The 12,067-nt window shown below is 65.2% G+C and carries 11 protein-coding genes; 2 read left to right on the top strand and 9 right to left on the bottom strand.

Features of this window, described 5'->3' with window-relative positions; genetic code table 11:
• Nucleotides 1-15 precede the first annotated feature (15 nt).
• Nucleotides 16-708 (bottom strand): SDR family NAD(P)-dependent oxidoreductase, encoded by a 693-nt coding sequence (locus EOA19_RS00800; protein ID WP_128302407.1) that lies wholly within the window; start codon nt 706-708, stop codon nt 16-18.
• A gap of 371 nt (nt 709-1,079) precedes the next feature.
• Here EOA19_RS00800 and EOA19_RS00795 point away from each other — a divergent pair, with 371 nt between their 5' ends.
• On the top strand, nt 1,080-2,195 hold the full coding sequence (locus tag EOA19_RS00795) for an anhydro-N-acetylmuramic acid kinase (RefSeq protein ID WP_023808779.1): 1,116 nt from the start codon (nt 1,080-1,082) through the stop codon (nt 2,193-2,195).
• Between the two features lie 58 nt (nt 2,196-2,253).
• On the opposite strand, the gene EOA19_RS00790 is transcribed toward EOA19_RS00795, so the two are convergent.
• Genes EOA19_RS00790 through EOA19_RS00780 form a run of 3 tightly spaced genes read right to left on the bottom strand, consistent with a single transcriptional unit; the run spans nt 2,254 to nt 5,887 of the window.
• Entirely contained in the window at nt 2,254-2,682 is a 429-nt protein-coding gene (locus EOA19_RS00790; RefSeq protein WP_023808780.1) for a GNAT family N-acetyltransferase, read from the bottom strand.
• Nucleotides 2,679-4,070, bottom strand: a complete 1,392-nt coding sequence (locus tag EOA19_RS00785; protein ID WP_128302406.1) for a sigma-54 dependent transcriptional regulator — start codon at nt 4,068-4,070, stop codon at nt 2,679-2,681. The genes EOA19_RS00790 and EOA19_RS00785 overlap by 4 nt, the downstream gene beginning before the upstream one ends.
• Entirely contained in the window at nt 4,067-5,887 is a 1,821-nt protein-coding gene (locus EOA19_RS00780; RefSeq protein WP_128302405.1) for a sensor histidine kinase, read from the bottom strand. Before EOA19_RS00780 ends, EOA19_RS00785 begins: the two co-directional genes overlap by 4 nt.
• Nucleotides 5,888-6,191: 304 nt before the next feature.
• Between EOA19_RS00780 and EOA19_RS00775 the strand changes: the two genes are divergently transcribed.
• On the top strand, nt 6,192-7,520 hold the full coding sequence (locus EOA19_RS00775; RefSeq protein ID WP_023808783.1) for a dicarboxylate/amino acid:cation symporter: 1,329 nt from the start codon (nt 6,192-6,194) through the stop codon (nt 7,518-7,520).
• Between the two features lie 52 nt (nt 7,521-7,572).
• On the opposite strand, the gene EOA19_RS00770 is transcribed toward EOA19_RS00775, so the two are convergent.
• From EOA19_RS00770 to EOA19_RS00750, 5 genes are read right to left on the bottom strand one after another with little or no spacing between them, the layout of a single operon-like run.
• Nucleotides 7,573-8,616: an ROK family protein gene (locus tag EOA19_RS00770; RefSeq protein WP_128302404.1), complete on the bottom strand. Its 1,044-nt coding sequence runs from the start codon at nt 8,614-8,616 to the stop codon at nt 7,573-7,575.
• Nucleotides 8,613-9,335: a ribulose-phosphate 3-epimerase gene (locus tag EOA19_RS00765; RefSeq protein WP_023808785.1), complete on the bottom strand. Its 723-nt coding sequence runs from the start codon at nt 9,333-9,335 to the stop codon at nt 8,613-8,615. Before EOA19_RS00765 ends, EOA19_RS00770 begins: the two co-directional genes overlap by 4 nt.
• Nucleotides 9,332-10,165, bottom strand: coding sequence for an alpha/beta hydrolase (locus EOA19_RS00760; RefSeq protein ID WP_128302403.1), 834 nt, complete (start codon nt 10,163-10,165; stop codon nt 9,332-9,334). Before EOA19_RS00760 ends, EOA19_RS00765 begins: the two co-directional genes overlap by 4 nt.
• The gene (locus EOA19_RS00755) at nt 10,165-10,983 is read right to left on the bottom strand and encodes a sugar phosphate isomerase/epimerase (RefSeq protein WP_128302402.1); all 819 of its coding nucleotides are present in this window, start codon (nt 10,981-10,983) and stop codon (nt 10,165-10,167) included. The genes EOA19_RS00760 and EOA19_RS00755 overlap by 1 nt, the downstream gene beginning before the upstream one ends.
• Nucleotides 10,983-12,059, bottom strand: a complete 1,077-nt coding sequence (locus tag EOA19_RS00750) for a Gfo/Idh/MocA family oxidoreductase (RefSeq protein ID WP_128302401.1) — start codon at nt 12,057-12,059, stop codon at nt 10,983-10,985. Before EOA19_RS00750 ends, EOA19_RS00755 begins: the two co-directional genes overlap by 1 nt.
• Nucleotides 12,060-12,067: the final 8 nt, after the last annotated feature.

The raw sequence follows: 12,067 nt of genomic DNA, 5'->3' as shown, positions 1-12,067 counted from the left end.
CGGTCAGCTGGATTGTCAAAACGTCTCGACCCAGGGCCGCAACTCAAGCTCCGAGCTCCAGGCGCTGCGATGCTGGCGATGGGTTGTGAGATAGGCCTCGGCGATGGCATCCGGCGACAGGCGGCGGTCCGGCCGGTCGGGATCGGCTGCCTGTCCGGGCGGCTCGATCTGGCCGTCGATGATGAAGTGGGCGACATGGATGTTCTTCGGGGCGAGTTCGCGGGCCATGGACTGCGCCAGGCCGCGCAGGCCGAATTTCGGCATGGCAAAGCCGCCCGAGCCGGGAAAGCCCTTCACACTGGCGGTGGCGCCGGTGAACAGGATCGAACCGGATCCCCGGACAAGCAGCCGGCGCGCCGCCTGCTGGCCGACCAGGAAGCCGCCATAGGCGCCGACCAGCAATGCCTGTTTGACCGCTTCCGCATCGAGCTCGGCGATCGGGCCGCGTGTGCGTGCGCTGGCGTTGAACACCACGAGCGCCAGCGGGCCGGCCTTGTCGGCGGTGTCGAACAGCCTGGCGACGGACGCAGCGTCGGCGACATCCGTCTCAACGGCCAGCGCACCGGTCTCATCGTCCAGAGCGCCCAGCTTCTCGACGTTGCGGGCGGCCAGAACCACGCGAAAGCCTTCCCGGGTGAGAAGGCGCGCAAGCGAGGCGCTCACACCAGCGCCCGCGCCTGCAATGACGGCCACATCGGATGATGTCATGATTTTCTCTCCCTTGCGGATTTCGGCGGAAGCGTTTGCCAGATCGAGCAAGGTCGCGCCTTCGCGCATGATAGGCAAGAGGTGGCATTGCCGCTGTGTTGAGCCCAAACGACCGCAGAACCGGCGTTGCGCAGTCCAGTGTCGCCCGTGGCGCTACGAGGATAGGTCCGCCTCGGCACCGCGACCCCCGCCTCGACAGGGGCAAGGCTTGGACCTTGCTCACCAACCGGATCCATCCGACACGTCATTTCGACAGTGGAATCGTTTTGCTTCGTCAAGCGGTCGGCGGCCTCATTAATGGGGACTGGAGCATGGCCCCGAAAAGTGGGAAACCGTTTTCGGAAAAGATCATGTTCGATAAGGAAACGATTATGGAACCAATCTGGGCCGTCGGCCTGATGACCGGCACGGTGCTGGACGGCAACATCGACGTCGCGCTGATCAAGACCGATGGCGAGCAGATCGAGGATTTCGGCACCTATCGGCTGATGCCCTATCCCCCATCTATCCGCTCCCTGCTGGAAGAGACGCTGACGGAGGCGCGGGCGTGGAACTTTGTCGGGCCGGAGCCGGCGATCTTCCGCACCGCGGAGGAAGCCCTGACGCGTGCCCAGTCGGCAGCCGTCAAGGAATTGGTCGAAGGCTATGGCATGACGATGGCCGATATCGGCGTCGTCGGTTTTCACGGCCAGACCGTTCTGCATCGCGCGCCGCAGGTTGGACGGCTGGGCCAGACAAGGCAGCTCGGCGATGGCGAGCTGATGCATGCCATCTTGGGCACCAAGGTCGCATACGATTTCCGCTCGGCCGACATACGCGCCGGCGGGCAAGGCGCGCCGCTGGCCGCGGTCTATCACACCGCGCTGATGCGCAGCGCCGGCGCCAATGGCGAGGTCGCCGTACTCAATCTCGGCGGCGTCGCCAACATCACCTGGTGGGATGGCGCCGACAATGTCGTCGCCTTCGACACCGGACCCGCCAACGCGCCGCTGAACGATTTCATCAAGTCGAAGGGGCTCGGCGAGATGGACCGCGACGGCGCGCTTGGCCGTGCAGGTAAGGTGGACGAGGCCCGGCTGGCCAAGCTGTTGCAGCACCCTTATCTGAGCAAAGCCTACCCGAAATCGCTGGACCGTTTCGACTTCGGTGCCGCGATGGCGGACGGCCTGGATGCCGAGGATGGTGCCGCCTTGCTCACCGCCTTCACCGCCGGCGCCGTCGGCAAGGCACTCGACCTCTTACCAAGCCGGCCTAAAAAGCTGGTGGTCAGCGGCGGTGGTCGCCATAACCCGACCATGATGGCAATGCTGGCCAGCCGCGCCGGCGTCGAGGTGGTGCTGGCGGAAAGCCTCGGTTGGAGCGGCGATGCGGTCGAGGCGGAGTGTTTTGCCTTCCTCGCGGTTCGCGTGTTGCGCGGCTTGCCGATCAGTTTCCCGAGCACCACCGGCGCGCCGCAGCCGATGCGTGGCGGAAAACTCGCCGGCTAGACTCTTGCTTTGACGCAATTCCGGACGCAAAACCGCTTCACACTTTTCCTGGAATTGCTCAACCGCCAACCAGTTCCTTCTGCAGGAAGATGCGGCTGCGGCCGACAGGGAAATCGGCCAGCGAGCCGAAGGGCCGATAGCCCTGGCGCTGATAGACCTTGGCGGCGTTCGGATTGAAGGTATCGATCCAGGCATTGTTGCAGCCGCGCGCCACCGCTTCCTGTTCGGCCGCGTCCAGCATTGTGCCGGCCATGTGCTGGCCGCGCAGCCGCTCATCGACCCAGAGCCATTGCACATAGAGCCAGCCCCAGGCCGTGTAACCGGAAATGCCGGCGACGACCGCGCCATCCTCGTCGCGCACAAACACCACAAGCGCCTTCCTTTCGGATGCGCCGACATCGCCGTCGTTGAACGCCGTCAACCTTTCGCCGAGAAAGGCGAGTTCTTCCGGCGAGGGATTTGCCGTCGTTTCAATGGTCGTATTCATCGCTTTTCCGAGATGGGTTGCGTATCGGTATCGCCGCCATTGCGAAATTCGGATGCGGCAATGCCGTGGCGCTTGAGCTTGTCGTAAAAGGTCTTGCGCGGCACGCCGAGGGCGTCGATGGCGCCGCGCACGTCGCCGCCATGGTCGCGCAGCGCGTCACGGATGAGCTGCGCTTCGTATTGGCCGACCCGTTCGGGCAATGCTGCCGCAGGCTCCGGCGCGTGCGCGGAGACCGTCCTCACCTCATCGTCCGGACCGAGACCGAGCGCGACGCGATCGGCGAAATGGGCGAGCTCGCGGACATTGCCCGGCCAGTCATGCGACTGGAGATGATCGCTGACGGCTGCATTCATCTTGGCGACGGGCCGGCCGAACCGTTCCGCCGCCTTGCCGAGGAAATGCCCAAACAGCATCGGGATATCGCCGCGCCGTTCGCGCAGCGGCGGTATGCGCAGCGTCACCACGTTGAGGCGAAAATACAGATCCTCGCGAAAATCACCGCGCTGGTCCGACCGCCCGAGATCGACCTTGGTCGCCGCAACGACCCTGAGATCGATGCGCCTGATATCGTTCGAGCCAAGCGGGGTGAGGCTGCGCGTTTCGAGCACCCGCAGCAGCTTGACCTGGAGCGCCGGGGGCATGGATTCGATCTCGTCGAGAAACAGCGTGCCGCCACTGGAATGCTCGATGCTGCCGATCCGCCGCCGCTGCGCGCCGGTGAACGCGCCCGCCTCATGGCCAAACAACTCGCTCTCGATGACCGTCTCCGGTAGGGCGCCGCAGTTCAGTGCCACGAAGGGTTTTGAGCGCCGCCGCCCCCACCTGTGCAGCAGGTCAGCCACCACTTCCTTGCCGGTTCCCGTTTCTCCCTCGACCAGCACGTCGACATCCATGTCGGCGATCTGACGCAAGGTCTCGCGCAGCCGCTTGATGGCAGGAGCCTCGCCGATCAGCGGCAGGCCGTCAGTGGCGAGCGCCGCGGCTTCGCGCAGCCGCCGGTTCTCCATCACCAGTCGTCGCTTCTCCGATGCCCGTTTCAGCGCCTCGACAAGGCGGTCGCCGGCAAAGGGTTTCGGGATGAAATCGTAGACACCATCCTTGAGCGCGGCCACTGCGAGATCGACGTCGCCATGGCCGGTGACCAGGATCACGGGTATGTCCGGGTCGATCGCCTTGATGCGATCGAACAGCTGCAGCCCGTTCATGCCCGGCATGCGGATGTCGCTGACCACCACGCCTTCAAAGGTCCTGTCGACAACGGCAAGCGCTGCCTCGGCGGCGTCGCGCGCGACCACAGTGAAGCCGGCAAGCTCGAGCAATTGCGTTGTGGCGTGAAGGAGGTCCGCATCGTCGTCGACGAGCGCCACCAACCCTGATCCCTCAATCATTCAATTCGCCTCAAGTCGACGGTAAAAGATGTGCCGGTGCCATTGCTGGGATCGAGCCGCAGCGTGCCGCCCAATTCCTGGGCAATCTCCAGCGAGATCACCAGCCCGAGACCAAGCCCCTTCTCCTTGGTGGTCTGGAACGGCATGAACAGATTGCCGGCTGCTTCCGGGCCGAGACCTGGGCCATTGTCGCGCACCGAAATCAGCACCCTGTCGTCGTGCTCGGCGAGTTGGATCTCGATGCGGGGATCAGACTGGTCCTTCATCGCGTCGAGCGCATTCTGCAAAAGGTTGACGAGTATCTGCTCCAGCCGGATGCGGCTGGCCAGGACCACCGGCGAGGCATTGCCGCGCGGCTTGACGATGGTCACGCCGGAATCACGGATGCGGCCCGACAGCAGCGACAGCGCGCCATCAATTGCCTCGCGCACCGGCAGCGGCGAAGCGGCAACCCCGGGTCGACGGGCGAAAGTGCGCAAGGTGCCGGTGATCGCGCCGATGCGCTCGGTCATCGACACGATCGACGTCAGATTGCCGCTGGCCGGTTCGGTTTTGCCGGTTTCGAGAAAGCGGCCCGCATTCTCGGCATAGGTGCGGATAGCGGCGACCGGCTGGTTGATCTCGTGCGCCACGCCGGCGGCGATTTGGCCGAGGATGGAAAGCCGGTTGGCCTGGGCGAGGTCGTCGCGCAGCCGGCGCACCTTGGCTTCGGCATTCTCGCGCTCGGCGATTTCACCGGCAAGTGCGGTGTTGGAGCGGGTCAGCTCGGCCGTTCGCGTGCTGACTCGGCTCTCCAGCTCGGCATTCATACGCGCCAGCGCCTCCTGCCTCAGCCTGCGCGTTCGCCGGCGCCGGGTCAGCACGTAGGCAAGCAAGCCCATCAGCAGAAGCCCAAGCAGCGTGGTCAGGCGCGCCGTGTTGGCGGCCGATGAAAGAGCAGCGTCGGCGGGAGTGAGCAGCCAGAGACGCCAGCCAGGAACAGCACCAGGCAAATCCTGCACCACCTCGACGAACTGGCGCGGTTTTCCCGCGTTGTCGATCGTCGCCAGGCCGTCACCCGCGCCGCGCCGGATCGGCAGCGGCTCGAAGCCTGCATCGGCCAACTGGAGCTGCTCGTGGGCTGCGGCGGTGTCCTCGGCCGACAGTGGTGCCAGCGCACGGAACCGCCAGTCGGGCTGGCTGGTAGCCAGCACCACGCCGCGTTCATCAGTGATGAACACAAGCAAACCGCTGGAACGCCAATTGGCTTCGACGCCGTCGAGTTCGACCTTCAGCACCGCAACGCCAAGCGGCTTGCCGCCATCGTCGACGCGGCTGGCAAGGTACAGCCCCGGTCTGCCGCTGATTGTGCCGAGGCCATATTGGCTGGCAGCACCCTTGCTCATCGCTTCCTGGAAATAGTGCCGAAAATTGTAATCGATGCCGACAAAGCTCGCCGGTTCGTCGGCATTGCTGGCTGATATGGCGATGCCTGCCGTATCGATGATGTAGATGGCGGATGCCGAGGCATCGCCGGCAATCGACTTGAGCTTGTCGTTGAGGGCCTTTTCTTTCATTTTTCCGGCCCGGCGCAGAGCGCCGCGCACCGCATCGTCTCTGGCCAACACCAGTGGAACCAGGCGCTGCTTTTCGATTTCGCCGGTCAGGGTTCCCGCCGCCAGCGGCAGTGCGGCGAGTGCCGTCTCGCGCAGATTATCGGCCGCCTGGCCGGAGGCGATGCGCCCGGCAATGGCGATCGCGCCGGCCAGAAAGGCAAGAGCGACGACCACGGCAACCCAGCGGCCATCGCGCAGCCGCGCCACCGCCTCGCGCAGCAATTCACGGCCGGCAAATCCAGGGAATCCGCTATCGGTGTCTGCTTGCGGCGTCTGCCCTCTCCCCTTTGCTTGCGGCTTTCGGCCAGTGTAATGCGAAAATCCGCCCAGGCAAACACTGCCTGTGCGGAAATCCGCACAGGCTTTGCCCGCATGACGTCAGACAAAGGCGGAAATCCCGTGGTTCCGGCCTTTCCGCGAACTGGCACAACGCTTGCAAAACTCCCTGGCAGCGGCGTGCGACCGGAGCGCCGCGATGGGAGAAGTCACGCAGGGCGCTCCGCCCCATCCGGCCAGGGAGAGTTCGATGCACATCGCAGACCAATCAGGCGCGCTTGCCGCGCAGCGCAAGCCTTTCTATGCCCAACTCTACGTGCAGGTGCTCGTCGCGATCACGGTCGGCATCCTGCTCGGCCATTTCTATCCGTCGGTCGGCGAGAGCATGAAGCCGCTCGGCGACGCCTTCATCAAGTTGGTCAAGATGATCATCGCCCCGGTCATTTTCCTGACCGTGACGACGGGCATTGCCGGCATGAGCGACCTGCAGAAGGTCGGACGTGTCGCCGGCAAGGCGATGCTCTATTTTCTCACCTTTTCGACGCTGGCTCTGATCATCGGCCTTGTCGTCGCCAATGTCGTGCAGCCGGGCGCCGGCTTCAACATCGACCCGGCGACGCTCGACGCCTCGACCATCAGCACTTACGCCGCCAAGGCGCACGACCAGTCGGTCACCGGCTTCCTGATGAACATCATCCCGTCGACCATCGTCGGCGCCTTCGCCGATGGCGACATCCTGCAGGTGCTGTTCTTCTCGGTGCTGTTCGGCATCGCGCTGGCGTTGGTCGGCGACAAGGGCACGCCCGTGCTCAATTTCCTGCAGGCGCTGACGACACCGATCTTCAAGCTGGTCAGCGTGCTGATGAAGGCCGCCCCCATCGGTGCCTTCGGCGCCATGGCCTTCACCATCGGCAAATACGGCATCGGCGCGGTCATCAACCTCGCCATGCTGGTCGGCACCTTCTACGTGACGTCGTTCCTGTTCGTGTTCGTCGTGCTTGGCGCGGTCTGCCGCTACAACGGGTTCTCCATCCTGTCGCTGATCCGCTACATCAAGGAAGAGCTGCTTTTGGTGCTGGGCACCTCCTCGTCGGAGGCCGCCCTGCCCTCGCTGATGGAAAAGATGGAGAAGGCCGGCGCCAAGCGCTCGGTCGTCGGCCTGGTCATCCCAACCGGCTATTCCTTCAACCTTGATGGCACCAACATCTACATGACCTTGGCGGCGCTGTTCATCGCACAGGCGACCAACATCCACCTGTCGATGGGTGACCAGATCCTGCTGCTGCTGGTGGCCATGCTTTCCTCCAAGGGTGCCGCCGGCATCACCGGGGCCGGCTTCATCACCCTTGCGGCGACGCTTTCGGTGGTTCCGGCGGTGCCGGTCGCTGGCATGGCGCTGATCCTCGGCGTCGACCGCTTCATGTCTGAATGCCGGGCGTTGACCAACTTCGTCGGCAATGCTGTCGCCACGCTGGTGGTGGCGCGCTGGGAAGGCGAACTCGACGAGGCCAAGCTGGCGAGGGCGCTGGCGGGCACGGCCGACGATAGCCTGCCGGCGGACGTTGTTCCCGCCGAGTAATGACGCGCGGTCAATGCGTAAAAGGCCGGAGGCGTGCTGCCTCTGGCCTTTGTCATGCAGGTCGCAACGTCAGACCGTGCCGGTCTTGCTCAGCGGTGTCCGGAAACGTGCTTGGGCCAACAGGCATGCGGGCTGCCAAAGTGCCGCCGTCGTCGAACAGCACAAGGCTGGCGGCGCCGACGAGCCCGGCATGGCGGCCGAGCTGGGCCTGAACGACCGGCACGTCGCGATAGGCGCGCATGGCCCGTTGCCTGATGGTCGCCTCGATGGTCGGCAGCATCAGGTCGAGCCCATTGGCGATGCCGCCGCCAACGACCAGCACATCGGGCGAATAGAGATGCAGGAGATTGGTGAAGCCAACACCCAGCCAGCGCGCTTCCTCCTCCAGCAAGGCCGAGGCAAGAGCGTCCTGCAGCCGTGCCGCCTCGACGACATGGCGGCCGGTTACCTCCGCGTCCGCTGACAAGCGTCGCAAGGTAGAGCCGTCTCCGGCTGCCGTGGCGGCGCTGGCGCGGCGGCCAAGTGCCGTTCCCGAGGCGATGGCCTCGAAGCAGCCAACGACACCGCATACGCAGCGCTCGCCTTCATTGGTGATGGTCATGTGACCGATCTCGGCGGCAAGGCCACGGCGGCCATGCAGGATGCGGCCGTCGACGACGACACCACCGCCAATGCCGGTGGAAACCGTGACGAAGACCAGCGAGCCCGCACCATGGCCGGCACCGAAACGCCATTCGCCGAGCGCCGCGGCATTGGCGTCGTTCTCCAGCCGCACCGGCAGGCCGAGCCGCCGCTCGAGGATGTCGGCAAGCGGCACGTCCAGCCAGCCGGCGAGTGTCGGCGGGCCGACGGCGATGCCGGCCAGCGGATCGAGCGGTCCCGGCGCACCGACGCCGACGCCGACGATCGAGAGTGCCGGCGCCTCGGCGTGGACTGTCGCCGCCAACGCCTCGATCTGGCCGATCACCACATCGGGACCGGCCTGCGCCTGCGTCGGCACCGCCGCGAATGCCAGGATCTTGCCGTCGCGGTCGACCAGGGCGACACGAAGCTCCGTCCCGCCAAGATCGATCGCAAGGGCGGCTTCTGATGTCATGCCGCGACCTTCAAGCCGTGCAGCCAGCCGATGCGGCCGGCGAGGTCCTTGTCACCGAAGGCGAGCGAACCGAGAACCACGGTTTCAGCCCCGGCGGCACGCAGCGACGGCACGGTCTCGTGGCGGATGCCGCCATCGGCCGCCAGAACCACCTGTGCCTCACGGCCGGCCTTTCTCAGGATGGCGCGGGCAGCGCCCAGCCTGTCGCAGGCCTTGTCCGACAGGCTCTGTCCCTTGACGCCGATTGCGGTTCCAAGAAGCGTCACGAAGGCGACTTCCGGGGCAAAGGCCGTCACCGCTTCCACAGGCGTCTCCAGCCTGAGTACGACGCCGGCCTCGGCGCCGAGCTCCCGCGCCAGCCGCACGGCGCGCAATCCGGCCTCGCCATTCTCGGCATGGACGCTGATCATGTCGGCGCCGGCCTCGATGAACTGGCGCGTCTGCGCCTCGACGATTGCTTCATCGACCATCAGATGGACGTGGATGGGTTTCGCCGTCAGCCCGGCGATGCGGGCGACAAGATCGGGAAAGAACAGGAAGGACGGGGCGAAGTGGCCGTCCGCCACATCGATATGATGAAGATCGACATAGGGCTCGATGCGCTTCAAGTCGTTTTCGAAATTGGCGAGATTGGCCGACCAGAGCGAGAATTCGGCGATCATCCGATCGCGTGGCAATGCGGCGATGGCGGCCGGGCCTGAGAGAGGTTTCGAGATCATGACTGGTCCTGGTTGTTGAAATTTATGTCGAGAAAGTCCGCGATGGCGGCGCGAATTTCGGCGAAATGGCGCTCCTTGTCGGTGGCCTTCGGCCTCACCTCGGCAAAGGTCGCATTGGGGATGGCGTCGGCGAGGCTGCGGGCGGCGGCCAGCGGATGGACCAGATCGATGCCGCTGCCGATGACGAGCGTAGGGAACGCAAGGCTAGCGGCCGCTGCCCGCGTCACGCCAGGTCCATCCTCTGCGATCGCCTGCATCACCTCGGCGAAGACGGGCGCGTCTTCGCGCGCGAAGAAGCCGAGCAGGGAAGCAAGATTGTCCGGCGCTTCGGTTCGAAAGCGTGCGGTCGTCGCGGACGCCGCGAAGATATCTCGCGCCTCCGATAAAGGACGGCTGAGGATGAGCTCCGCCACTTCCACGTAAGGGCGCATATTTTGCGGTGCCGCGTCGAAAGCCCAGGCAGGGCGAACAAGCACCAAACCCAGGACGCGGTCAGGGTGGCGGGCGGCAAGCTGCAAGGCAATGGCCGCACCCATCGAAATGCCGCCGGCGACGAAACGGTCGAGGCCGGCCGCATCTGCGGCGGCCAGCACATCATCGGCGAACATCGCGATCGAAAACGGGCGCTTGCTACCGGCGCCGGAACCGCCCTGCGCGCGGCATTCGACGGTCAGCCGGCGGTATGACGGGCTGTCGGGATAGTTCTGCGCGACCTGCGCTGCGTCACCGCCGAGGCCATGCTGGAAGACGACGGGAAGTCTGCCCTGCCCCGTGTCGAAGACACGAAGCGCTGCATCGTCGCGGAGCAGGATCGTCGGGGCGGCGCCCATCAGAGGAGCCTTCGTAGAAAGGCGGCGACATCGGGGGCTTCGTCGGCGGACAGCCCGTGGGTGACGAGCGATCCCTCGAAGCCGACTGCCTTCAGCCGCGCGCCGAAATCCGGGAAATCGACGATGCCTTGCCCTGATGGGGCAAAGCGGCCGTCACTATAGCGGTCCTTGGCGTGCGCCATGGCGATGTGGCCGGCGGCCTCGTCGATCGCGGCGGCAACGATGGCGCGCGCCTCGCCGGGCGTGGCGTGTTCGAACAGGTTTGCCGGATCGAGCACGATCTTCAGATGCTTCGATCCCATCTCGGCGATCAGCCGGGTCGCTTCCCTGGCCGAGGTGACGATGTTGGCCTGCTCAGGCTCGATGCCGAGATCGACATTGGCACCTTCGGCCAACGCCAGCGCCTTCGCCATCTCGGCGGCCATGTCGGACCAGGCGGCCGGATCGGCATTGTCGGGATGATAGGCCCACTGATCGGCGGCGTTGCGCGAGCCGGTGCAGAGCGTGACCAGCGGGATGTCGAGGGCAGCAGCAGCCTCGATGACGACGGCGAGACGCCGAAGGCCATCGTCGCGCACGGCTTTGTCGGGATGCGCCATGTTGTAGGTGCCCGAAAGTGCTGCAAGTGAGACACCGCTCGATTGCGCTGCGGTGCGGATGGAGGCGATGGCGTCCGCCGGCACAGCATCCGGCATCGACGGCAGGCCGGCACAGGCCAGATTGAGCTGCGTCGTCTCGTATCCCGACTGCTTCACCGCAGCCAGCACGGCGGCCGGGTCGGTGCCGGCAAAGGTCTTGGCGAAAATGCCGAGACGCATCACACCGCCCCCGAAACCGAGGCGAGTTCGACTCGCTCGCCTGATACCACCGAACGCGCGATGGCGACCATGGCGCGGATCGAGCCGATGCCGTCCTCGACATTGGCGCCGCGCATCGGCGCGCCGTTCAGCACCGTGTCGGCAAGACCTTCCAGCTGGCGGCGGAAGAAATGGCCATCGGCGCCGAGCGGCCGGCGCGATGTCGCGTCCTTCTCATAAAAAATGTCGACCTCGCTGGCGCGGAAATACCAAGGGTTGAATGTCCTGGCGATAACGGAGCCGTTCTCGCCATAGAGCTGAAAACCTTCGTGCCAGTCCATGCGCACGGCAACCGTCAGGTCGAGATGGCCGAGCGCGCCGCTGGCGAACTCGGTCTCGACGAACCAGCAATAGGCGCCGAAACGCTCGTTGAGGCGCGCGCGGACCGCAAGGATTTCGCCACACAGGAAACGCGCCGTGTCGACGAGATGCGAGCCATGCGCCAGCATGAAATATTGCCTGAGATCAGCCTTGGGATTTCCCGCTGGCTTCCTGGCTAGCCTGCTGGTGACGGGCAGCGGCTGCACGGCATCGGTGTTGGTGTAGCGATGGGTGGAATCGCAGTACCAGGCCTTCAGCGCCAGCACTTCGCCGATCTCGTCTCGAACGAAGTCGCGCGCCGCCTCCAGTGCCGGATCGAAGCGCTTCATGTGCCCGACCTGCAGGATCTTGCCCGAGCGCCTGACCGCTTCGGCCAGCGCCTCGCCTTCCTCAACCGAGGTGCCGATCGGCTTTTCACAGAGAACATGCTTGCCGGCGTTGAGCGCCCTGATCGACATCGGCACGTGATAGGCGTCCGATGTGGCGACGATCACCGCTTCCAGCTCAGGATCGGCGAGCATTGCCTCATAGTCGGAATACGTCTTCTGCGGCTCGTAGGTCGCGCCCATGCGCGCAAGCAGATCGGGTGCCGCGTCGCAGATGGCGTAGAGGTCGGCATTGCCGGCCTTGGCGCAGGATTCCAGATGCGCGAACTGCGCGATGGGGCCGCAGCCGAGCACGCCGACCCTGAGGCGTCTGTCCTGTTTCTTGATCATCGTCTCGT

This window comes from Mesorhizobium sp. M7A.F.Ca.US.010.02.1.1 (assembly GCF_004023085.1).
Classification (GTDB): domain Bacteria; phylum Pseudomonadota; class Alphaproteobacteria; order Rhizobiales; family Rhizobiaceae; genus Mesorhizobium.
This window is presented reverse-complemented; position numbering and strand designations above follow the sequence as displayed.